The sequence below is a fragment of the Hufsiella ginkgonis genome (assembly GCF_009834915.1).
GTDB classification, from domain to species: Bacteria; Bacteroidota; Bacteroidia; order Sphingobacteriales; family Sphingobacteriaceae; genus Hufsiella; species Hufsiella ginkgonis.
Map to the genome: position 1 here is coordinate 846,072 of NZ_WVHS01000003.1, position 23,876 is coordinate 869,947.

Below are 23,876 nucleotides of genomic sequence, written 5' to 3' on the forward strand. Positions count from 1 at the left end.
CCTAAGTTTATATTCGATCATTACTAGCCAATTGATACATGTTTCGTTGCTGTGCCGTCTTCCTGTTCCTGGCTAACACCGCACTGGCCGCTGTGGCTGCAGATTTCGTGGTAACCACCAACGCTGCCGCCGGGGCGGGTTCTCTGCGCGAAGCGTTGACCAATGCCGCCAATAACGGCTCGGCCACTGAAGACCGCATCTTATTCAACCTCCCGGGAAATACCGTAGACGATCGAACGATCCTGGTAAACAGCCTGTTACCGGAACTCTCTTCAAACCTGGTGATCGACGGAACGTCGCAGCCCGGCAGCCCCATCGGCGATACAAACGCCAAAGTGATGATCAAGAGCCTGCACGATACCGGAAATACGATGGCCATTTTTAAAGGAACGGGTATCACCGGCCTCGGGATCTACGGTTTGTTTTTTAACGATGAAAACGACCCCGGCGGTTACCTGCCCGACCATAGCGTAAAATCAGGTATAGAGCTGCACGATTGCGAACGCATCACGATCGGGAAGAAGAACGCCGGCAACATTTTTAACGGGTATAACCTTTTTAGCCTTTATATAGACAATGGCCGCGAGATCCATGTATCTGCCAACGGTTTCGGTACCGGTGCGGTGGCGGGCAGCTACGTGTCCACAGGCTTTATTTTTATCAACAAGATCTACAACCTCTACTTCGGTGGTACCGGCGAAGGCAATGTGGTGCTCACCAACGTGGAGATCGTACTCTTTGCCGGGGCAGAAAAATCGGTCATCCGCGTAGCGGACAATAATTTCGGCACCGGCGCCGATGAGCAAAAGATAGCTGCCGCCCGGGTTTCTACCGGCTTTTTTGCGGTGCGAAGCGCAAACGGCAATAATCCAAAGCCGGTTACCGACCTGGTGCTGCACAATAACGTGTTTGCATACCGGTGTTTTCTTTCCTACCTGGCGGGAAATATCGCGGTGCATGGGAATTACTTCGCTACCAGTCGTTCGTTGAGCACCAACCTCGGCTTTACTTCCGTAGAGATCGCCGATCGTAGGCTGCTGGATGCGGGCGACCTGGATGCCGATCTTTTCCTGGGCACCAATGACCCCGGCGGCAGGAATTACTTCGCGAACAGCGACTATGGCATCCACGCGGTACGGTGCAGCCGGGTCAGGCTGGTGAACAATTCATTTACGTGCGTAACAAAGGAATACCAGTATTCGCAAAACAGGCTGCCTATGCCGGCGATAGCGCTCACCGGCGCCACCGCCTCCAGCCTGAAAGGCGTGGCTACGCCCGGTACCCTGGTAGAGATCTTCCTGTGCGATCACTGCAGCTGCTCTGCGCAAACCCTGGTGGGCAGCGTAACGGCATCGCCGGACGGCAACTGGGAGTTTCCCAAATCCGTTCCCTATACTTCGCAGCTGATCGCCATCGGCAGCCTGGGAGATCAATCATCGGGTTTTACCAAACCTTTTATGAACAGTGTCAACGTAAAGATCACGGCATCAACTTGCGGGAAAGGAGGCGCCATTTGGGGCGTCGACCTTCAAAATGCCCCAATCTTTAAATGGGTGGATGTAAATGGTAACACGGTGGGCACCTCCAGCGACCTGCGTAACGTGTCGCCGGGAAAGTACAAGCTGGTTGTTGGCGAATACTGCGCTTTCGAAAGCGAATATTTCGAGGTGAAAGATGAGCCGCCTGCATTTCCAATTTACCCGGAAATGGTTACGCCACCGCAATGCGGCCGGGATAACGGCGCCATCGAGGTGCTGATCACACCGAACGGGGTACAGCCAAGCACCATCCGGTGGGAAAACGCGGCGGGCGTGACCATCGGCAGCAGCCCGAAAATGAAAGACCTGCCGGCGGGTGAATATGCCCTGTACCTGGGCGATGCAAACGGCTGCGAAGTCTTTATAAAAAAATACACGCTGGTGCAGACCGCGCCGCTCCAGGTAGTTAACAACCAGCTGCTGGTAACCCCGGACGAGTGCGGACAGGGCAAGGGTGGTGTGAGCGGACTTTCCGTTACCGGCGGAACAGCCCCTTTTTCTTATGCCTGGAAAGACGCGCTGGGTGGTATTGCAGGCACGTCGCCGCAGCTCACCAATGCCAAAGCAGGGACGTACACCCTGGTGGTAACCGATAATGGCGGCAGTGCGTGCGGTACCGCGCGATTCACGGTAACGATTCCCGACCGCACCTCGCCTCCCGACCCGGTGGTCCCCGATATCGCGGTCTGCGCACCGGGAGCCGTACAGATACGGGTTACCAATCCCTGGCCGGGGACCTATAACCTTTATACCTCGCCGGCGGCGGTAAGCCCGGTACAGCAGAGCGCCGACGGGCTGTTCACCGTCCCGGTAACGGAAGCCGCGGATTGGTACGTGGGCTACCAACAGGGAAGCTGCGCCAGCAACCGGGTACGGGTGAGCATTACCATCGCCGACGATGCGTTAAAGCTCGCGACACTCTTCACGCCGAATGGCGACGGCATAAATGATACCTGGACCATTCATGGCATCCAGAACTATCCACGGGCCATGTTACGCATCTACAACCGCAATGGCGAAGAGATTTTTCGTTCAAAAGGCTATGCGGCGCCTTTTACCGGGAAGATTAAAGAACGCGAGCTCCCGATGGGCGTTTATTACTACCTGCTGGACCTGGGTACTGATTGTAAGCCACTCAGCGGAAGTTTGATGCTGGTGAGATGAGCTTGCTAAATCGATAAATTTGACGGGCAAGTGCACTCATTTATTTGTAATTTGCCGGCACTAAGTAATTTTACAGCCTGAACTTTTTACTAACATGAACAGAAAATTAAGAATGGGAATGATCGGCGGAGGCAAGGACGCCTTCATCGGTGCTATTCACCGGATCGCTGCGAACATGGATGGCCTTGCCGAGCTGGTATGCGGCGCATTGAGCATTAACCCCGAGATCGCAAAAGAAAGCGGCAAGATGTTGTTCCTCCCCGCAGAGCGCACCTACCTGAACTTCCAGGAGATGATCGAGAAAGAAAGCCAGCTCCCCGAAGATGTCCGTATGGATTTCGTCACCATTGTTACCCCAAATTTTGCGCATTTCGCACCTGCCATGCTGGCCCTCGAACATGGTTTCCATGTGGTGATTGAAAAGCCGATCACGCTTACGCTCGGGGAAGCCAGGCAGCTGCAGCAAAAAGTGGAAGAAACCGGTTTGCTGTTGTTGTTAACGCATACGTATTCGGGTTACCCCATGGTAAAACAGGCCCGCGAAATGATCAAAGCGAACGAGCTCGGCAAGATCCGTAAGATCTACGTCGAGTATCCGCAGGGATGGCTCAGCACCCTCACCGAACGGGAAGGGAATGCCGGGGCAGCCTGGCGCACGGATCCGAAGAAATCTGGCAAAAGCGGTTGTATGGGCGATATAGGCACCCATGCCGCCCACCTGGCAGAGCACATTTCAGGCTTAAAGATCACCGAGCTTTGCGCAAGCCTGAACATCGTTGTGCAAGGCCGCGGTCTCGACGACGATGGCAGCGTTCTTTTGAGGTTTGATAATGGCGCTACCGGCGTACTGATGGCCAGCCAGGTAGCGGCAGGCGAAGAAAACGCATTGAAGATCAGGCTGTATGGCGAGAAAGGCGGTGTGGAATGGGCGCAGCAGGAGCCTAACTCGCTGGTAGTAAAGTGGCTCGACAAACCTGCGCAAACTTACCGGGCAGGTGTAAACTATGGCGGCCTCGTATCAAGCTATGCCACGTATAACGCGCGTACGCCCGGTGGTCACCCGGAAGGGTACCTCGAAGCGTTCGGGAACTTATACCGCAACTTCCTTACCTCGCTGGCCGCACGCATAGACGGTACCGAGCCAGCCGCGGAAGCAACCGATTTCCCTTCAGTTGCCGATGGCGTTCGTGGAATGGCCTTTATCAATAACGTGGTTAAAAGTAACGAAAGCAACGAAAAGTGGACGGCATACAGCCTGGATTAACCGGCTGAGAACTATCCGCCCAGCTTAACTTTCAGGATATTGCCGGCGCCATTGCCGCCTTCATTCGAAATAAAAAGCTCGCCGGAAGGGGAAAAGGTAATCCCTTCCGGCTGCTTAAACTCCTTGCGGTTAAGCGGTACCAATGAGGTGATCCTTCCCTGCCGGTTCAGGGACAGTATTTTAGGATCAGGCCCGTCTACAACGTAAAGCTGGTCGTTTACCGGGTTTATGGCAATGGCCGAAGGGTGGACGCCTGTTTTCTTTTTTTTCTTGCCCGAGGTAAATAGTTCATCGTCCTGGTTGATGCGGTAAACCGGTTCCGGGGCCATTTTCATCGTTTGAAGACTGAACGCATAAATGCCTTTCACGTTTTTGCCGTTCGGGTCCGAATCCTTTACCGCGATCAGCAACCGGTTATTCTTACGGTCGAAACATAATCCTTCCGTATTATTGCCGGCTGTAAGCGGCGTTTTATATTGTGTGATCACGGGCGCCGCAGAACGATAGTTTTTAACCTGGAAGATCAGTCCGTCCGAACGCAGCACCCAGGCGGTTGTTCCGTTTACGGCCAGTCCCTCAAAATCGCCCGGGCCATAGAAACGGATCTTGCTCTCCACCTCCGCGGAAGCGGTATTGTAGATATAAATATGGCCCGACTCGTCCTGTACGCAGGCAAAATGCGTGGCGTCCAGGTAGGCGAGGGCAGAGATCTCGCGCAGGGCGGAAGGGAGTTCGTATTTCGCCGTCACTGCCACCGTTATACCCGCCGGTATTCTTGCCTTAAATTTGAAGGCGGCGGCAGCTACTCCTGCAAACGCCAACGTGGCAATGAAAATGAATTTTCGCATGGCAGACAAGGTAGAAAATTTACCTTAATTCTTTATCTGCCTGCATTAACGGTAACTTTACGGAAGAATACCGAGAATGCCGCCGATAACCGCCCGATTACGCCTTTTATTTCCGGGAACCCTTCTTTTGCATGGTTGTTCAGCCATGTTGCTGGTATTATTTTTACCGATTAGGATGTGGGCACAGGGTGGCAGTTCAGACTCGATCACTGTGGCTATTGAACCGGGATATAACCAGGCGAGCGGCAGTCACCGTTTTTTTCTCGGTGAGAATTATCGCGAGCTGTGGGCTACACCGGTACCACTGCGCGTAGTAAGCCTGGCTACCGAAAAAGGCGGCATGAAAATCCTGCAGGTAAATGGAGGTCACCAGACCAAATCGCTGCGGCTGGAAGATCCTTCCGGTAAACAGTGGGTATTGAGAACTATCCAGAAATATCCCGAAAAGGGCTTGCCAGCCAACCTCCGGCCTACGGTTGCCAAAGATATTTTGCAGGACCAGGTGTCGGCCGTGCATCCGTTTTCGTCGCTCACGGTACCACCCCTGGCTGCGGCGCTGGGTATTCCGCATTCGGACCCGGAGATCGTGTACCTGCGCGGTGATGCCTCGCTCGGCCAATACCGCAAGGAATTTGCAGACCAGGTTTTCCTGCTCGAAGTGCGTGAGCCGGTCGCATCCGGTAAAACCGAAAATACCCCGAAAGTACAGCGCGAGCTGCAGGAAGATAATGATAACCGCGCCGACCAGCGACTGGTGCTCCGTGCCAGGCTGCTGGATTTCCTGCTTGGCGACTGGGACCGCCACGAAGACCAATGGCGATGGGAGGAAACCGGCGATAAAAGCGATAAGTTATATAAGCCCGTGCCCCGCGATCGTGACCAGGTGTATTATAAAACGTCCGGAATTATCCCCTGGATCGTGTCACACCAATGGCTCAAGTCAAAATTCCAGGGATATAGCGGCGCCATCCGCGATGTAAAGGGGTGGAACCTGCAGGCACAAAGCTTCGACCGGTACTTCCTGAACCAGCTGGATGAACAGGATTGGAAAGAGGAGATCGCGGTGGTACAGCACACGGTCACTGACGAGCTGATCACCAGTTCGCTTAAACGGATGCCGGCGAAGATCTACCAGCTTTCCGGCAAAGAGATCGCCGAAAAGATGATCTCCCGGAGAAACCTGCTCTCTGCGCAAGCCATTGACTATTACCGTTTTCTGGCGCAGACCGTAGAGGTGCCTTTAACAGATAAACGCGACGATTTTAAGATAACCGAAGCGACGGGAGGGGAGCTGGACCTCGTGGTCCGTAAAATAAAAGCCGACGGAACATCGGGTAAGATCACTTACCGGAGAAGATTTGTCCCGGAGATTACCAAGGAGATCCGTGTATACGGCATGGGTGGCGAAGACGTGTTCCTGGTTACCGGTAAAGGGAAGTCACCGATCAGGATAAGAATGATCGGCGGAGAGGGCGCCGATAGTTTTTCGGTCGATCCCGCCTGGGCAGGGAAAGGCAAACTGTATGTTTACGACCGCCGGGATGAGGCGAATAAGCTTCCCGATCGCCGCCTGGCGAGGATCCGTACCGCCACAGACACTGTAGTGAACAGTTATCATAAAACCGGTTTTAAATATGACCGAACCGGGCCGATTTTCCTGGCTAACTACAACAACGACATTGGTTTGTTACTTATCGGCGGTTTTATGCGCGAGAAGCAGGGGTTCCGCAAGGAGCCTTACGCTTCGAGGCAGCAATTTATCGCCAATTATTCGCTGGGCAGGGAGTCTTTCCTGCTCAACTATGAAGGGCGCTGGACCGGGGCCTTCGGCAAGAACGATCTCGGGTTAAACATCCTCTCCCGCGGACCGGGAAACCTGTCGAACTTTTATGGTACGGGCAATAATTCAGTATTTGTCGACACCGACGATGATGATATCCCCGGCCACGACGATGACGATGATGTGCATGATGGCCAGGATTTTTACCGTAACCGTTATGATTACGTTACCGGCGACATCTCCCTGCATCGCCAGGTAGACAAATACCGTTTCAGCGCAGGTCTTGCCGGGCAGTTTTACCACAGTGATCCATCAAATAACCGGGGACGTTTCCTGGAAACCTACGCGGCGCAGCACCCGGGCGAAAAAGTGTACGGCAGCCAATATTATGCGGGAATAACCAGCCAGGTTGAGCGGGATACACGCGACAAGCACGTGCTGCCCAACGCGGGTACTTACTGGAGCACTACCGTGTCGGCTTTTAAAGGCATAAACGCCGGTACAGGCACGTATGCGCAAGTGCTTTCGGAATTCTCATTTTACTTTAGTCCGCTTGGCGATTCGGCCCTGGTGATCGCCAACCGCACCGGTGCGGGGACCATTGTCGGCCAGGCCGCTTATTTTCAGCAGATGAAGCTTGGCGGGGCGCAAAACTTCAGGGGTTTTCACACCAACAGGTTCACCGGTAAAAGTATCTTTTACGATAACCTCGAAATGCGGTTGAAAGTGCTTGATTTTAACTCGTATTTGCTGCCGGGTACGCTGGGGCTGATAGGCTTTACCGATATCGGGCGTGTGTGGCTGCCCGGCGAGTCTTCCGGCACGTGGCACGAAAGTTACGGAGGCGGGATCTACCTCGCGCCGGCACAACTGATCCTATTGCAGGGAGTGGTCGGGTTTTCGAAAGAAGGCGCGCTGCCGTATGTCTCTGTCGGTTTCAGGTTTTAGCTTACAACTGCGCGGGCGCGTTTGCCAGGAACGTAAAGAAAAAGGTTGCACCTTCTCCTTCCTCACTTTCGATCCATAGGCGCCCCTGGTTGGCTTTGATGAATTCCTTGCAGAGCATCAGTCCGATACCGGTCCCTTTTTCACCGCTTGTCCCGAAGGATACGTCCAGGTTCGCCTTTAAAAACAGCTCTTGCTGCACTTTGCTTATCCCCTTCCCATAATCTCTCACCGAGAAGATAATAGTACCCGGCTCGGAATCCCGGTCGGCGGCTATTTCGATCATACCGGAAGGACGACTGAACTTAATCGCGTTGGACAACAGGTTCCTGACGATAAAATCAAAGTGATTGGCGTCGCCGTATACCATCAAACCTGGCGGCGTAAGGTCTTTAACCGCAATAGATTTTGCCTCCGCCTGCCGGGAAAGCGCTTCGATGTTTTTGCGGATGCTGGTTTCGGCCTTAAACAAGGAAGGCTTAATGTGAATTCCCTTTAGCTGGGCCTCTCCCCAGTTGAGCAGCGCATTCAGGATCTCCAGGGTCACATCTCCCTGTTTTCGCATTTCAGAGACCATGGATTGGTGCTCTTCGGGGCTAAAGTGTTCTTCCTCCATAATTGCCAGCAGTTGGGTGATCCCGCCGATAGGATTGCGCAGGTCGTGGCCGATAATGGTAAATAACTTGTCTTTTACCTGGTTGGAGGCTGCAAGGAGTTTATTTAAACGGCGGGTCCTGGAGAAATAGAACGCCATCAGCAACAAAACCGTGAGCAGCACCGCAAAGGAGGCGATCCATGCGTTACGCTGGTAGGCGCTTCTCTGGCTAACGAGCTCCAGGTTCTCTATACGTGCGCGGGCTTCGGCAGCTTCGTAGCTGCTTTGCAGAACGGCGATCTTATGACCTTTGGCGGCATTTTCCAGGCTGTCTAGCAACTGGTGGTGGTGCTCCAACGCATTAAGGGCCTCAAGGTACCGGGACTGTTGCCGGTAAACGCTGGCCAGGCTGCGGTAAATTTCCGAGGACAACTCCCGGTTACCGATATCGCGGGCAATCTGAAGGGCGTTTTTCAGGTGCCCGATGCTCTGATCGGCATCTTGGTCACGGAGCGAAATGCCCACATGCAGCAACGACCGGGCTTGCTGTTCCGGCGTGCCGGAGTTCCTGGCTTCCTGCAGCCCCTGCCGGTGATAGGCCAATGCCTGCTGTTTGTTGCCGAGCGAGTCCCACGCCTTGCCGGCGCTGTGCAGGAAGTCGATATAAACTTTGCTATCTTTCAGCGATTTACTGGCGGAGATCCCGGCCTGGTAATAGGTCAGCGCTTTCTGGTGCTCGCCAAGCCGTGTATGCAGATTGCCCAGCTTCCCGATCAGTTTGAAATAGTCGTCCGTTAAAGGCGCCCCTTTATTTAATTTCTCGGCAATAACGTAATTGGCAAGCGCATCGCTGGTTTTGCCCCCCAGTTCATCCAGCTCGCCCAGCAGGGTATACGTTTTTACCATGCCCGTAGTGTCCTTTCGCTGCCGGTAACGGGTGAGGGCGCTTTTTACCAGCCGTTTGCCTGTAGAAAGATTCCCGAGCCTGCCTTCCAGCAAACCAAGGTAAGAGAGCGCCGCCGTGGCCGCCGCCGTATCAGGTAACCGCTTAACGATCGCCAGCGCTTCCCGCTGATAATTTGCAGCCAGCGCCAGGTTGCCATATTGTTCATTGATCCGGGCGAGCCGGCCCAGCATCACCGCTTCTCCCGGAAGAAAGGAGCGGCTGCGGGCGAGCTTAAGGCCTCTGCCGGCGAAATAGACCGCCGAATCGGGCCTTGTGATTTGGTAAGAGATGCTTTTTTGTTCATACAGCCTGATTTTCGCGCTGTCTATCCGCGATATCCCGGCTCCCGGATGATTCGCCTGTCCGCAAGTTGATAAAATAATAAAACACAGCAGGGCGGACGAACTGACTGATCTCATAGTTAACGTTTAATTGAATTATACGAAACTAATGGAATTAAATACAATTCTTTCAAATAATTGATAAGGAAGAAAAAACGGCGGTTGCCGGCTGTCTTATTTCTCCCTTACAGCACATGTTCCCGCCTGTTAGTTATGCTCCAGTACCATCCCTTTGCTGAACTTTTTCAGCATTTGTTTTTGCTCTTCCGTGCCGGTGTGGTAGTTTACGCTTACGCGGATGGCTTTTAACCCGCTCACGCCCTGCAGCTCTTCCAGCTCCAGGTGTTCTACCGCTCCCTCCAGCAGCTGTTGTTCGTGCAGGTAGTTGATATACTCCTCGTATTCTGCCGCTTCGGCCTGGTTAAAGTACACCAGCGCGATCTTGCCCGGCTGTGTAAGCCTTTCCGAGGTGTTCTTGACCAATACCTTATCGATTCGCTTTTTAATCACCTCGTACCGGATGTTATAGGCGCCTTCTACGTCAAAACGACGTTCGTCGTTACGGAAACTGATATCGATATGGCTGGAATGCACGAAGATCAGCTGCGTGGTTTCCAGCAGCCTGGGCATTTTTCCGGCCAGGTTGCGTGTTAGCCGCGCGATATCCACCATCGAGGTAAGTTGCCAGAGCCGGATATTTTTAAGATATAACACGTCAAACGGACGCTCTGGCGCGATAGCCTGCCCGATGTAGATGTCGTACTCGATCCCGTCCGTTCTGAATTTGCCGAAATAGCACGGGTAGGAGCGCTGTAGTTGCTGCTGTGCGTTTTCCAGGTAATGGCTCACCGAAGAGTTGATGAGCTGCATGGACGTCTCGAGGTTACGGCGGTGTTTAAAAGCAATACCGGTTTCCTCATCTATTTCGGCAAAGTAGGCGTTTACAATATCTTTTGTTTCCGGGTGGATCTCTTTAAAATGCCGCAGGAATGAATGCGCCTCTTCGTTGAGGAAGTTGGTGAGCATGATCTCGTCATTGGTGGTAATGAGGTTACCGATGCGCATCAGCCATTCTTCGCTGTTAAATATCAGCTTATCCGTTAGATTAAGCGGGATGGTTTTTTTAAGGGCGCGCAGCGTTTTAACGAGTTGTTCCAGCAGCGCTTTAAGATCGTCCTGCAGGGCGATGTTGCGTTCGGCCGTGGAATTGCGGATATCGATGGCGCCGAAGAGGGGGTACATATCTTTAAACGTTACGGTATCGATCTCTACCATTTTCTCGCCGTCGCGGGTTTTCTTCAGGTAGTTCCACGCGGTTTCGTTAAACTTCCACTGCACCGACGGCTGAAGGGACGTAAACTTATCCTTCAATACCGAGTCAAGCCGTGCATTGAACTCGTCGATGGTGTGCTTAAACAGCTGTCCCAGCAGCGGAAGGGCTGCCTGGATCCTGGAGATCAGTCGCTCATCAAATACCAGCGCTTCTTTGGAGTAAACCTCCATCAGGCCCGCCAGCTGTTTATTATGAAAAACAGGGAACAGGGCGTAAGCATACACGCCCATCTGTGCAAATACCTTCAGCAACCGCGGGTCCATTATGGTATCTGCGTTCAGTTTATTAAAGAAGATCGGTTTGGGGTTTGCCAGGTATTTTTCGAACAGGCTGCAGAAATTCTCCTCGGATAGTTCAGCTTTCATGGCCGAATCCATCAGGAAACTTTGCGAGCGGGCCTCCATTTCAAATACCAGCTCGCCGTTGATGGTGAGAAAGGGCAGCAGGCCGAACTCGATGTTCCCATTACCGGCGATCGTTTTAAACGACTGTATAACAGAAGCGAACTGCGTTTCTTCAGGCTGATGGCTCACCAGCGCGTTACGCATGGTATCGATGGCGTGCTGTACGCTTACATCGGTCAGCGTGATCACCGAAAATCCTTCGAAGGAGAAGCGCGATAGCGGCAGCAGCGTATTCAGCAGTTCCAGCTCGCTGCCCTCGCTGATCTGTGCGCCGATCACTTCAAAGTTAAGTTCCGGAAGATCGCCGTCAAAATGGATGTCTACAAACCGCGAATCGTTTTCGATGCGGTAAAATTGGGTGATGTTGGATACGGGATCGGTATACGACTTGATCATCGCGTCGTTGGTAACCGAGGTATAATTGTAAAACCGTTTCAGGATCAGGCGGTAAATAAAACGCAGCTGGTGGTTTTTAAAGGTCTCCCCGGCGCCCGGTGCTTCCTGGCCTTTCAGCCCCTCGTGGTGCTGGAAAAGCGAATGAAACGCGCTGGTGCTAAAAAAGATCTGGTCGGGTATAGGGGTGCTGAGCGCCCAGAATACTTCTTTCTCATCGGCGACGATCGGGGTAAGGATCATATAAACCAGCTCGAGCAGGTCGCGGTAGGCCTGGCTGTCTTCCTTGCGGAGACAAATATCCTGTGGCGCTTCCTTTTCAAACCGGTCGAGAACGAACCGGTAAAATTCCGCCTTAATGGCGTCTTCAGTAGCAATCCGGCTTTTCAGGTAATCGAGAAAGGGACGAAACGACAATGTGGAAGCCACCTGGCAATGGTCAGATCCATCTTTATTTATTTGGAGTAATTGTGTATGCATATCAGGGAGTTAGCGCATTAGGTGATATGTTTCTGTGAATCAGTGAACTAACGGTACAAAGTTACGGCTTATAATGATTGGTTCGTCAAATCCGTGTAATTTAGAAAAAGGGGAAGACAGCAGTCCGCAAACAAAAACGGAATCAGGTATATTTACGGGACACAACATTCCGAAATCCAGGCACCCAATGGACTACACAGCAGCGCTTGCAAAAGTTAAAGAGCACGTATCAGCCTTCTTTGATTCACATAAGAACGGTGAGCTCGATTATCATAACCAGGTACATACCGAAGCTGTAGTTGAGGCGGCGGCGCAGATCGCAAACCATTACCAGCTCGACGGGCGCGACTTCTTCGTAGTGAACGCGGCCGCGTGGTTTCACGATATCGGTTATTACATTGATTTCGTGAACCACGAAACGGTAGGAGCACAGGAAGCCGTTAAATTCCTCGCATCAATTAACATCGACGAAGAAACGGCGCAGGCGGTGGCCGATTGTGTGGTCGCTACCTCTATGCCCCAACGTCCTGGCGGCCTGCTGCAGCAGATCGTTTGCGATGCCGACTTCTATCACCTCGGCACCGACCACTTTAAAGAAAATAACCGAAATGTACGTAAAGAATTTGGCGTGTTGTGGAAGGAGAAACCCGGCAAATCCGCCTGGCGCGAAAAGACCATCCTGCTCCTGGAAAAGCACCGGTATTTTACGGAATACTGCCAGTTGCTGCTGAATGATAAGAAGCAGGAAAACCTGGATTGGCTGCTTTCGCGAAGAAAAACAGAACCTGAGGCGACCGCCGCGCCGAAGGAACTGATAACCGCTGCGCCGCCGCCGGTAACCGAAGATCCGTCATCGGGTAAAAAGGGCAGGAAAGACCGGCCCGAGCGCGGCGTAGAGACCATGTTCAGGATCAGTTCGGCCAACCACCAACGGCTCAGCGACATGGCCGATAACAAAGCTAACCTGCTGATCACGGTCAATGCGATCATTTTATCGGCTATTCTAAGCTTGCTGCTCAGGAGGTTAGAGGATTACTACTACCTCTCGATCCCTACCGTGATCATCCTCACCGTGTCGGTACTCACCGTGGTTTACGCGATCCTGGCTACCAGGCCGTCGATCCCCGGTGGGACGTTTACGCCCGAAGACCTCACTGCACGCCGGGTGAACCTGCTGTTCTTCGGTAACTTCTACAAAATGGGATACGAGGATTTCGCCGGTGGAATGGAAGCCATGATGGAAGATAAAGAGTTCCTCTATGGAAGCCTTATCCGCGACCTGTATTCGCAGGGTATCGTGCTGGGCAAAAAATACCGGCTTCTGCGTATCGCCTACAGCATTTTTATGTTCGGCATCGTCGTTGCCGTGATTGCCTTTATTATTGCCACGTTAATTCATGGAAAAGATTGATCCTAAGGCGGTTGAGGCAGTGAATTACGCCTTCTTTAACCGCGATCTCAGCTGGCTTTCGTTTAATGAGCGGGTGCTGCTGGAAGCTGCCCGTCCACAGGTGCCGGTACTGGAACGCATCAAGTTCCTTTCGATCTACTCGTCTAACCTCGATGAGTTTTATCGTGTGCGCGTACCCTCGCTCACCGCGCTCAAAAAAGTAAAGCTCGGCGAAAGCGCGTTGCCCGAAACAGATGTCGACCCTAAAGGCGTACTGGCAAGGGTAAAAGAAGTGACCGGCAGGCAGCAATCGCTGTTTGGAACTATCATCAGGGAACAGATATTGCCTTTGTTAAAGGCCGCCGACATTCATTTGTTATATAACGAAGCGTTTGATGCTGACACGGAGGCGGCGGCGACCCGCTATTTTTTTTCTACGGCCCTGGCTTTTATGCGCCCGGTAGCGCTCACCGCGGACACCTCGTTCTTCCCGGAAAATAACCAGCTCTATTTACTCAACGTGCTTGGTACCGGGGCCGACGAAGAGGAACTTGTGCTGCTTAATATTCCCGCCAACCTGCCCAGGTTTCATTCCTTTGGCGGAACGGGACAGCGCGTGGTGGTTTTCCTCGATGATGTTATCAAGGCGAACCTCGCTTTCCTGTTCCCGGGGAAAGAGCTGCTCGGCAGCTACAGCATTAAAGTGACCCGTGACGCGGAATTGGAGCTGAAAGACGAATATGAAGGCGACATCGCCGATAAAATAGAGAAGCAACTGGCCAAACGTGATTATGGCCTGGCTACCCGCGTGTTATATGATGCGAAAATTCCGGTGCTAATTCTCGAACGGTTTTCACGCTTCCTTAACCTCGGCAGTGCCGGGATGGTAGAGGGGGGCCGTTACCATAATTTAAAGGACCTGACAAGCTTCCCGGTAAACCGGGCGGACCTGTCGGAACCGTCCTGGCCTGCGTCGCCACCCGCAACGGAACCGGGCGTTCCGCTTCTTGAACAGGTAGCGAAGAATGACCTGGTGGTCCATACCCCTTACCAATCTTACGAAACGGTACTCAGGTTCTTCAATGAAGCCGCCACAGACCCTGCCGCGGAAGAGATCTATGTAACCCTTTACCGCGTGGCGAGCGATTCGCAGATCGTGCACTCCCTGATCACCGCGGCGATGAACGGGAAAAAAGTGACCGTTTTTATCGAGCTGAAGGCACGTTTCGACGAAGCAAACAACCTGAAATGGGCCAGGCGGCTGAAAAGTGCCGGCGTAAAGATCATTTACAGCATCTCATCGCTGAAAGTACACGCTAAGATCGCGCTGGTAAAACGCAGACGGGGGGAACGGATGCAGTACCTCGGGCTATTCTCCACCGGAAACCTGAACGAAAGTACGGCCCGGTTTTATACCGATCACATCCTCCTTACCGCACATAAAGAGATGCTCCGCGAAGTAGAGCTTCTTTTTATTTTCCTCGGGAAGCGCAGGAAGCCGCCAAATCCCGGTAAGATCGCCTTTAAGGAGCTGCTGGTAGCCGGCTTTAACCTTCCTCAGCGTTTTACCGCCCTCATCGACCGCGAGATCGCGGCGGCCCGGTCGGGCAACCCCTCCGGCATTACCCTGAAGATGAACAACCTGGAAGAGCAGGCACTGATCGGGAAGCTATATGAAGCCTCTAACGCAGGCGTACGGGTGAACCTGGTGATGCGCGGCATTTGTTGTCTCATTCCGGGTGTGAAGGGCATGAGCGCCAACATTACCGTAAAACGGATAGTAGACCGCTACCTGGAACATGGCCGGATCTTTATCTTTGAGAACGGCGGCGCGCCCCTGGTTTTTATGGGCTCTGCCGACTGGATGATCCGGAACATTCACCGCCGCATTGAGGTATGTTTCCCCGTATACGATCCCTCCATCAGGCAACAGGTACTCGACATGGTAGCGCTGCAATGGGCGGATAATACCCAGGCGGTGCTGCTGGATGAAGATCTCCAAAATGTGCTGCCCGAAGTGTCGGCACCCGCTGTCCGCTCACAGGAGGCGATCTATAAAATGCTGCTGATGGTGCTGGTGTTCCTCTGTTGCGGTCCCGGGCTGCGTGCGCAGGATAGCCCGGTTTATCGCATGGTCCTGATCGGCAATGCCGGAAGCGTGAACGCAGTGCAGCAGCAGGTGATAAAGCATGCCGCGGCGAACGTGCTTCCAAATAGCACATCGGTACTATATCTTGGCGATAACGTTTATCCGCGCGGCGTCGCCCTTCCGGGGCAACCCGGTGAAAAGGAGACGCACGAGGTATTGATATCGCAGTTTGCACCGATGCGTAAAGCAAATGCGCCTGTTTTTTTTATCGCCGGTGAGCATGATTGGGACAACGCCGGGCCGCTGGGCCTGCAAAAGGTGCAGCAGCAATGGCAGTTCCTGGCCGACCGGCAGGATAACGGGCTGCGCATGATACCGGCTAACGGCTGCCCGGATCCCGTAGAGATCGCAGTAACCGACCAGCTAACTATCATCGCGTTCGATAGTGAATGGTGGCTCCATACTTTTCCCGCAGGCAATGCCGAGAATGAATGCAGTTGCAGGACCAGGAACGACGTGACCGCGCAATTGGAGGAACTGCTTTATAAAAACAGGTTCAAGGTGGTGATGCTGGCCTCGCACCACCCGTTTAAAACATATGGACGGCATGGGAGCAGCTTCTCGCTGGCTTCTCTTTTTGCCTCGCCGCAGGATGCCGGGCACCCCCTGTACAAAGCGATGACCACAAAATTGGGTAAGCTGCTGGAAGGCTACCCGAATGTTGTGCAGGTATCCGCTCATGACCACGGGCAGCAACTGATCGGGACTAAGACATTACAGGTGGTAACCGGCGGCGGCGCCGCGGAAGGCCGGGTAAAGAAAGGCAAAAATACCCTGTTTGCCGATAATAGCGCCGGCTACGTGACCATAGACCTGTTAAAAGACCAAGCCCTGAGATTTAACTTTTACGCGCTGGGCAGCAATGGCATAGTAAGCGTATTCTCCTATAAAAAGCCGTTCGGGCAGGTGGATTACCGGCAGGAAGCCGGGTATACGGCAATCACCGCTGATAGCCTGGTGCGTGCGGTTCATCCTGCTTATAACGACGTTAGCGGTCTGCACCGTGCCATATTTGGCGAGAACTACCGGGAAGAGTGGGCTGCCCCGACCCGGTTCCCCGTGATCCATATTTCGAAAATACACGGCGGGTTAAAGCCGCTGAGCCGCGGAGGGGGATTTCAGTCCAAATCGCTGCGGCTGGCTGACCCTACCGGGAAAGAATGGGTGATCAGGACCGTAGAGAAGAGCGCTGAAATGCTGCTGCCGGAGCCGTTGCGCGAGACATTTGCGCGCGACGTGTTCGACGATGCGATGAGCGCCCAGCATCCGTTCTCGGCGCTGGTGGTTCCGCCGATCGCGGATGCGGCGCACGTGAAACATGCTAACCCGGTGATCGGCGTGATCGCCCCCGATCCTAACCTGGGCGTATACGAGAAGGCGTTTGCGAATACCGTCTGCCTGCTGGAGGAGCGTGAGCCCGCCGGCGACTCAGACAACTCTTTGAAAATGCTCGCCAACCTCCGGAAAGACAATGACAACAGTTACCTGGCCGGGGAGTTCCTGCGGGCGCGGCTGCTCGACCTGTTGATAGGCGACTGGGACCGCCACGAGGACCAGTGGCGCTGGCGCGACGTAAAGGACGGCAGCGGTAAGCTATATGCGCCAGTGCCCCGCGACCGCGACCAGGCGTTGTACCTGAACGAGGGGCTGGTGCCCTGGATCACCGCCCGCAGCTGGATCTACCCGACTTTGCAGGGTTTTGGCGAAGAGATCCCGAGCCCGAGGTTTTCGCTGGTTAAAACAAGGTTCCTGAACGCACACCCGGCCGCCCAGCTGAGTCACGAGACCTGGGTACGCATCACCCGGGAGTTTATTGCCGCCGTAAGCGACGAGGTGCTTGCCGCAGGCATCGCACGCTTACCGGCGTCGACCACGCCAGAAAGGCGTAAGGACCTGTTAAATAAGCTGATCGCCCGCCGTGCCCGGATTCCCGGAGCCATGGAAGATTATTACCGGCTGGTAAATAAAGTGGTCGATATCCGCGCAAGCGATAAGAACGAGCGGCTAACGATAACCGATGCCGGGGATGGCGGAGTAACGGTCGCCATTCATAAACTGAGCAAGGAGGGCGCATTGAAGGAGGCGCTTTCTGAGAAAACTTTTGATCCCGTTATTACCCGCGAGATCCGGCTTTATACCGGCAAAGGTAACGACCAGGTAATGATTGATGACGCCGGTTCGCAGATCAGGCTGCGGGTGATAGGCGACGACGGACAAAAAACGGTAAACGTGGTAAATGCCGCTAACAGGACCGACTTGTATACACCTGCGCAGCACCTTACCCTGCAAGGTAACAGCGGGAAGGTAAAAAAACACTTCTCGGCGGATAGTTCAAATACCGCCTTTGTGCCGGTAAACCTTTATAACATCACCATGCCGCTGTTCTCGCTGGCCATGAATGCCGACGATGGGTTGCTGCTTTCGCTGGGCTTTAAGCATACGCACCAGGAGGGATTCCGCAAATCGCCGTATGCCGCTACGCACCAGCTGATGGGGACGCATTCTTTTTCTACGCGCGCCTATAAGCTGCAATATGACGGCGAATGGATCCGCGCTGCCGGAAAAGCCGACTTTACGTTGAACGCCCGCATTAATGCTCCCGATAATACCATCAATTTCTTCGGCCGCGGCAATGAAACCCCGCTGGTAAAAGAGGGCGATTACAAACGTTTCTACCGGGCAAGGTTTGGCTATTACCGCCTCGATCCGGCGTTCCGGTGGCGGAACGGACGGGGATCCATTATCAGTGCCGGTCCGTCACTCCAGTATTACCTATTGGATAAAGACGACAACATAGGCAGATCTATCGCAGATGCGGCGACCAGGACCGGCGCCGACAGCCTGACGATCGGGGAGAGCAAACTGCATGGCGGAGCGTCTTTTAGCTACACGTTAGATAAACGGGGCCGTTTGCCATTTACTGCCTGGGGATCCTTTTTCGACGTAAAAGTGCTCGCTTATAAAGGGCTGAGCAAGGCTGCGGATTCTTACCTTCAGCTGGTTCCGCGGCTGGCGCTCTTTAAAAGCCTCAACAACCGGGCGACGATCGTACTCGCAGAAAGGATTGGCGGAACTGTGACTCTGGGTAAAACGGCCTTTTATCAATCGGCATTCCTGGGCGAGAACGGCAACCTGCTGGGTTACCACCAGTATCGCTTTGCGGGACAGCACAGCCTGTATAACAACCTCGAGCTGCGTGTAAAGGCGGGTACGTTCAGCGGGTATATTTTCCCCGGGCAGTTCGGTTTTACAGGGTTTTATGATACCGGGCGTGTCTGGGAAAAAGGCGAAAAGTCCGGCGCCTGGCACCATTCCGCCGGGGGAGGGGTATTTGTGTCGCCCGCCGGGTTCGCCGTGGTGCAGCTACTGGCCGGTTATTCTAAAGAAGGATGGTATCCGTATTTTACCATGCGGTTCAGGTATTGAAGATCACCCGGTTATTCGGACGATCCATTTATTATATTCGGTATAAAATCAATATCGCTTTTAATTAAAATGCCTATCTCGGTTTAACCGGAAGAATGAATGCCACCGGGCAATCTCATAGACACTCCTGGTAACAGCCGTTTTAGCGTTAAATTTTTATTTCTATGTTACCTGGTAATATCGACCCTGGGCTGCAGATCACACTTTATGTGCTGGCATATATCATTGGCGCGTGGATTACTTCAGTGATCGTTATCAGGGCTACCCGCAAGCGAAACAAGTATGTGGCGATCACCATCCGTTCATTTTGTTATGCGTTCATTTTTGGCCCTGGACTGATCGTAACGGGTAACGCCGACCTCGACCTGCCGGTACCCGCGCCAATTCCCCTGGCCGTCGCGTTGATGTACCGGCTTAACCCGGATGACGCGTTCGGTAATATTGGGTACGGTATTGTCTGGTGGATCATTATATTTTCTTATATGCTGATAAGGTACTGGATAGCGGGCCGGAAACCCGGGAAAGCAGCGCCGGCAGGTGCCGCACACGTGGCAGAAAGCAGGGAACCAACAGCATGAATATCGGTGCGGGCAGTCAGTAAGATCGCGGAAAAAAAACTTTATTTTAGAAATGATCTAAACTGTAAGTGGTCTTGCCTTTTTCCGCAATTTACCTCACCAGTACGTAACTTTACCGCTACAATCACCGTGCTTAATCCCAGCCGTCATGGAAGTAGAGATCCTCGCCCGCGTCCAGTTCGCTTTTACCATCGCCTTTCATTATATCTATCCGCCGCTTAGTATCGGGCTAGGGCTGGTTATGGTGGCTATGGAAGGTTTGTACCTAAAAACAGGGAATGTGCTGTACGAAAAGATGACGCGTTTTTATACCAGGATCTTTGCGCTCATTTTCGGTATCGGGGTGGCCACCGGCATCGTAATGGAATTCGAGTTCGGCACCAACTGGGCGACCTATTCGCGGTACGTAGGCGATGTATTCGGCTCCGCGCTGGCAGCGGAAGGGATCTTCGCCTTTGCGCTCGAGTCGGGCTTCCTGGGCGTGCTGCTGTTTGGCTGGAACAAGGTGAGCCCGCGCGTACATTTCTTTTCTACCGTGATGGTGACGCTGGGCTCCATGTTTTCGGCGATCTGGATAGTGGTGGCCAACTCATGGCAGCAAACACCTGCGGGCTACCACATTGTGGGAACCGGGCTGAATGCACGTGCCGAGATCACCGATTTCTGGGCGATGGTATTTAACCCTTCGTCTGTGGACCGGGTGATCCATGTATGGATAGGCTCTTTTCTTGCCGGCGCTTTCCTGGTGCTAAGCATCAGTGCGTATTATATCCTTAAAGGGAAGTTCCAGGATTTCGCGCGTGCGTCTTTTAAGATCGCGCTGGTGCTGGCTACGGTTTCGGGACTGGCACAGTTATTTGCCGGTCATCGCTCCGCGGATATCGTGGCAAAATACCAGCCCGCCAAGCTTGCCGCGCTGGAAGGCCATTTCGACAGCCTCGGGACGGGCGATATGTACCTGGTGGGCTACATCGATAAGAAGGCACAGAAAACACATGGGATCCGTATTCCCGGCGGACTCAGCTTTTTAACTCACGGTGATTTTAAGGCGCCTATACGCGGGTTAAGAAGCTTTAAGCCTGACGACAGGCCGAAAGCGCTGAACGTCACCTTCCAGAGTTATCATATCATGATCGCCTGCGGTATGGCCATGATTGCGCTCACCCTCTATGCTTGCTGGCTCTGGTACAAGAGGAAATTGTTCGACAAGCGCTGGCTGCTGTTGTTGTTCGCATGGGCGGTGATCCTGCCGCAAGTTGCCAACCAGGCAGGTTGGTACGCTGCAGAAACCGGGAGGCAGCCCTGGGTGGTATATGGCTTGCTGCGAACATCAGATGCACTTTCTAAGTCGGTTACCGCTAACCAGGTAATATTTTCGCTGGTACTGTTCAGCCTGGTGTATACTTTGCTGTTCATCCTGTTTATTTACCTGCTTAACAAAAAGATTAAACATGGCCCGTATAGTACGGGCGACATTGACCATAGCCCGCGTCATAAAACCATGGCCGGCGAATTTGAGGGGATATAATATGGAGCAGTTTTTAGGTATCGATTACGCCAGTTGGTGGTTTATGATCATCGGTGCAGTTTTTACAGGCTATGCCATCCTCGACGGGTTCGACCTGGGAGCCGGCGCGTTACATTTGTTCTTTAATAAAGAGGAAAGCCGCCGGATCGCGCTCAATGCCATCGGCCCGGTGTGGGATGGCAACGAAGTATGGCTGGTGATAGGCGGCGGCGCTTTGTTTGCCGGCTTCCCGAAGGTATATGCGGCGGTATTTTCGGCCTTTTATGTGCCGTTTATGCTGTTTCTTACCGTGCTCATCTTCCGTGCCATCTCTATCGAGTTTCGGAGCAAAGAGCCTATGCTGTGGTGGCGCAAAATGTGGGATGTGGCGTATTGCCTGTCGAGCTCTGCAATTGCATTCCTGCTGGGGGTGGTATTGGGCAATATCCTGCTGGGGATCCCCGTGGACCGTGACGGCAACTTTACGGGCGATCTCCTGTATTTCCTGAACCCGTATGCGCTGATGGTAGGCATAACTACTTTGGCGCTGTTTATGATGCACGGGGCCATTTACCTGGTAATGAAAACGGAAGACCGCCTTTATGCCAAGCTCACCATTATGGTGCGTGATACCACGATTTTTTTCTCCATCTCTGTGCTGCTGCTCAGTTTCTATACGTTGCTGTATGTGCCGCATTTAACCAACAACATCCGGCAGAACCCGTGGATGTTCCTCATCCCCGTAATTATGGTGTTTAACATCGCCCATATTACGCGGCAGGTGGCTAAACGGAAATATTTGCTGGCGTTTATTTCGTCGTGCATTACAGTGAGCCTGCTGCTGATCATTGTAGCCATCGAGCTTTATCCCAACATGCTGATCTCCACGCTCGATCCGGCGTACAGTATTACCGTGCACAACGGGTCATCATCTTCCAAATCACTCGGAATCATGCTCACGGTGGCTGCCATCGGGGTACCGCTGGTGGTTGCCTATACCACGTTTGTGTTCTGGACTTTTAAGGGAAAGGTAAAACTGGACGAAACGAGTTATTAGAACCTGCAGGGAGGGTTAGTTAGACGACGGCTGCCAGGCGTTTTGTCTGGTGGTCTGCCAGCTTTTGCAGCGGTCCTGATGCAAGCATCTTCATCATCATGTTCAGGTCGGCGGAAATGGTGTGGGTAACGGCGGTGGTGCCGCCACCATTATCGGCCAGCGTCCATTTTAGCTCTACCGCGAACGGCGCTTCTTCCGAAGGCACGATCACGATCTGTTGATTTTCTGTGCGCGAAGCCACCTTAACGGCCAGTTTCGCCATGTTTTGGATGGTAAAACGGGCTTCATCGCGGGTTGCCGACCAGTTATAAATATTTTCCGGCATCAGCTGCTGGTGATTGGTCAGGTCTGAAAGGAACGCGAATACCTCGTTGACGGGTTTATTTACGGTAGCTTTGCTTTCGATAATGGTCATAGGGAGATAAGTTGGGTGCTCAGGCAGCGGTGTTCCAGCCTGAAGGATTGTTACGCCATTCGCGCAGCAGGTTTAGGTCGTCATTATTGATCAGCGCGTTTGCGGCTGCGTATTCGATCAGCGTATTATAATTTGAAAGTGTTGAGAAACGGCACTTAGCTGCTTTAAAGTTCTCGGTAGCTACATCAAATCCGTAGCTGAAAATGGCTACCAGGCCGGCTACATCGCAACCGGCTTCGCGGAGCGCTTCTACGGCCTGGATGCTGCTTTTGCCGGTAGAAATGAGGTCTTCTACCACTACGACGCGTTGTCCGTTAGAGATATTCCCTTCGATAAGGCTGCCCGTGCCGTGTTCTTTGGCTTTACTGCGCACATAAGCGAATGGCAGCCCAAGTTCCTGCGCCACAAGCGCTCCCTGCGGAATGCCCGCAGTGGCTACGCCGGCGATCAGGCTTACGGAACCGAACTCTTCCTGTATGAGCGCGGTTAAATTCTGGCGGATATACGTCCGGATGGCGGGGTACGAAAGCGTAACGCGGTTGTCACAATAGATTGGCGATCTCCACCCCGATGCCCATGTGAACGGTTTGTTTGGTTGTAATTTAATTGCTTTAATTTGCAGCAGGAATTCGGCAACTTTTTGTTCGACCTCACTTTTATTCGTCATGGCGCAAATATATAGGATTTATATTAACGAAACACTTGTGTTGATAACGCAGTCCATACCTGTTGATAATTCAAATTACCAGGAACTTGATACTGAGAATTTTAATTTTTTGACGTTCTACCGGAAAGTAAAGAATGCCCCTGTCCCCAAATCTTATTTCCTGCTGACAGCCGATGCGCGGAAGTTGTTTAAAAGCATAAAAAAAACGCTCCAGCTGGTCGGCGCAGCCGGCGGCCTGGTAAGAAATGAAGAGAATAAATACCTGTTTATATTCCGCAAAGGGAAGTGGGACCTCCCAAAGGGGAAAATTGATAGCGGGGAACGCACGCGGGATGCTGCTGTACGCGAGGTGGAAGAGGAGTGCGGCATAAAAGTAAACAAGCTGGGCGAAAAGATCTGCAAGACCTGGCATGTGTACGAAATGGGCGGGTCAGTAGTGCTCAAGAAAACGTCCTGGTACCACATGGTCGCTAAGAACCAGCCTCACCTGATCCCGCAGCTGGAAGAGGGGATCACCGATGCAAGATGGATCTCTCCAGGCGACTTCGGCATAGTAAGGGCGAATACATATGGGTTGGTACTGGATATTTTGGGGACGGTAGAGTAGGGCGGACGTTATGCATCTCCTGACCGGGGATTACCAGCTCCGGGTATGC

At 53.1% G+C, this 23,876-nt stretch carries 14 protein-coding genes; 9 read left to right on the forward strand and 5 right to left on the reverse strand.

The annotated features are described in order from the left end of the window. The first annotated feature begins 38 nt into the window (after positions 1-38). Positions 39-2,702, forward strand: coding sequence for a T9SS type B sorting domain-containing protein (locus GS398_RS15910; protein WP_160907763.1), 2,664 nt, complete (start codon positions 39-41; stop codon positions 2,700-2,702). Between the two features lie 94 nt (positions 2,703-2,796). Next, entirely contained in the window at positions 2,797-3,966 is a 1,170-nt protein-coding gene (locus GS398_RS15915; RefSeq protein WP_160907764.1) for a Gfo/Idh/MocA family protein, read from the forward strand. An 11-nt stretch (positions 3,967-3,977) separates the two neighbouring features. On the opposite strand, the gene GS398_RS15920 is transcribed toward GS398_RS15915, so the two are convergent. Next, positions 3,978-4,814: an SdiA-regulated domain-containing protein gene (locus GS398_RS15920; RefSeq protein WP_160907765.1), complete on the reverse strand. Its 837-nt coding sequence runs from the start codon at positions 4,812-4,814 to the stop codon at positions 3,978-3,980. Between the two features lie 175 nt (positions 4,815-4,989). On the opposite strand from GS398_RS15920, the gene GS398_RS15925 reads away from it, so the two are divergent. Continuing rightward, positions 4,990-7,542 (forward strand): BamA/TamA family outer membrane protein, encoded by a 2,553-nt coding sequence (locus GS398_RS15925; RefSeq protein ID WP_237488215.1) that lies wholly within the window; start codon positions 4,990-4,992, stop codon positions 7,540-7,542. 1 nt (position 7,543) lies between these two features. Here the strand turns inward: GS398_RS15925 and GS398_RS15930 are convergent, their stop codons facing one another. Further along, the gene (locus GS398_RS15930) at positions 7,544-9,499 is read right to left on the reverse strand and encodes a tetratricopeptide repeat-containing sensor histidine kinase (protein ID WP_160907767.1); all 1,956 of its coding nucleotides are present in this window, start codon (positions 9,497-9,499) and stop codon (positions 7,544-7,546) included. 129 nt (positions 9,500-9,628) lie between these two features. Continuing rightward, a complete protein-coding gene (locus GS398_RS15935) occupies positions 9,629-12,031 on the reverse strand; it encodes a GAF domain-containing protein (RefSeq protein ID WP_160907768.1) in 2,403 nt (800 codons plus the stop codon). 187 nt (positions 12,032-12,218) lie between these two features. Here GS398_RS15935 and GS398_RS15940 point away from each other — a divergent pair, with 187 nt between their 5' ends. The 5 genes from GS398_RS15940 (at position 12,219) to cydB (ending at position 22,138) form a co-directional block, all read left to right on the forward strand. Beyond that, positions 12,219-13,442, forward strand: a complete 1,224-nt coding sequence (locus GS398_RS15940; RefSeq protein ID WP_160907769.1) for a Pycsar system effector family protein — start codon at positions 12,219-12,221, stop codon at positions 13,440-13,442. After that, positions 13,429-18,996 (forward strand): polyphosphate kinase 1, encoded by a 5,568-nt coding sequence (gene ppk1, locus GS398_RS15945; protein WP_160907770.1) that lies wholly within the window; start codon positions 13,429-13,431, stop codon positions 18,994-18,996. Before GS398_RS15940 ends, ppk1 begins: the two co-directional genes overlap by 14 nt. A 164-nt stretch (positions 18,997-19,160) precedes the next feature. After that, the gene (locus tag GS398_RS15950; protein WP_160907771.1) at positions 19,161-19,574 is read left to right on the forward strand and encodes a hypothetical protein; all 414 of its coding nucleotides are present in this window, start codon (positions 19,161-19,163) and stop codon (positions 19,572-19,574) included. A 148-nt stretch (positions 19,575-19,722) separates the two neighbouring features. Then, the gene (locus GS398_RS15955; protein ID WP_160907772.1) at positions 19,723-21,102 is read left to right on the forward strand and encodes a cytochrome ubiquinol oxidase subunit I; all 1,380 of its coding nucleotides are present in this window, start codon (positions 19,723-19,725) and stop codon (positions 21,100-21,102) included. A 1-nt stretch (position 21,103) separates the two neighbouring features. Beyond that, positions 21,104-22,138: a cytochrome d ubiquinol oxidase subunit II gene (gene cydB / locus GS398_RS15960; protein ID WP_160907773.1), complete on the forward strand. Its 1,035-nt coding sequence runs from the start codon at positions 21,104-21,106 to the stop codon at positions 22,136-22,138. A gap of 19 nt (positions 22,139-22,157) precedes the next feature. Here cydB and GS398_RS15965 read toward each other — a convergent pair whose 3' ends face one another. Next, on the reverse strand, positions 22,158-22,553 hold the full coding sequence (locus GS398_RS15965; protein WP_160907774.1) for an SRPBCC family protein: 396 nt from the start codon (positions 22,551-22,553) through the stop codon (positions 22,158-22,160). Positions 22,554-22,572: 19 nt separating this feature from the next. Continuing rightward, the gene (gene pyrE, locus GS398_RS15970) at positions 22,573-23,220 is read right to left on the reverse strand and encodes an orotate phosphoribosyltransferase (protein WP_160907775.1); all 648 of its coding nucleotides are present in this window, start codon (positions 23,218-23,220) and stop codon (positions 22,573-22,575) included. 37 nt (positions 23,221-23,257) lie between these two features. Here pyrE and GS398_RS15975 point away from each other — a divergent pair, with 37 nt between their 5' ends. Then, complete coding sequence (locus GS398_RS15975) at positions 23,258-23,827, forward strand: NUDIX hydrolase (RefSeq protein ID WP_369410265.1); 570 nt, start codon at positions 23,258-23,260, stop codon at positions 23,825-23,827. Positions 23,828-23,876: the final 49 nt, after the last annotated feature.

Coding starts and splice junctions, on each gene's coding strand:
- GS398_RS15950 (WP_160907771.1), top strand. CDS start 19,161: ATGTTACCTGGTAATATCGACCCTGGGCTGCAGATCACACTTTATGTG.
- GS398_RS15925 (WP_237488215.1), top strand. CDS start 4,990: ATGTGGGCACAGGGTGGCAGTTCAGACTCGATCACTGTGGCTATTGAA.
- cydB (WP_160907773.1), top strand. CDS start 21,104: ATGGAGCAGTTTTTAGGTATCGATTACGCCAGTTGGTGGTTTATGATC.
- GS398_RS15935 (WP_160907768.1), bottom strand. CDS start 12,031: ATGCATACACAATTACTCCAAATAAATAAAGATGGATCTGACCATTGC.
- GS398_RS15940 (WP_160907769.1), top strand. CDS start 12,219: ATGGACTACACAGCAGCGCTTGCAAAAGTTAAAGAGCACGTATCAGCC.
- GS398_RS15915 (WP_160907764.1), top strand. CDS start 2,797: ATGAACAGAAAATTAAGAATGGGAATGATCGGCGGAGGCAAGGACGCC.
- GS398_RS15955 (WP_160907772.1), top strand. CDS start 19,723: ATGGAAGTAGAGATCCTCGCCCGCGTCCAGTTCGCTTTTACCATCGCC.
- ppk1 (WP_160907770.1), top strand. CDS start 13,429: ATGGAAAAGATTGATCCTAAGGCGGTTGAGGCAGTGAATTACGCCTTC.
- GS398_RS15965 (WP_160907774.1), bottom strand. CDS start 22,553: ATGACCATTATCGAAAGCAAAGCTACCGTAAATAAACCCGTCAACGAG.
- GS398_RS15910 (WP_160907763.1), top strand. CDS start 39: ATGTTTCGTTGCTGTGCCGTCTTCCTGTTCCTGGCTAACACCGCACTG.
- pyrE (WP_160907775.1), bottom strand. CDS start 23,220: ATGACGAATAAAAGTGAGGTCGAACAAAAAGTTGCCGAATTCCTGCTG.
- GS398_RS15930 (WP_160907767.1), bottom strand. CDS start 9,499: ATGAGATCAGTCAGTTCGTCCGCCCTGCTGTGTTTTATTATTTTATCA.
- GS398_RS15920 (WP_160907765.1), bottom strand. CDS start 4,814: ATGCGAAAATTCATTTTCATTGCCACGTTGGCGTTTGCAGGAGTAGCT.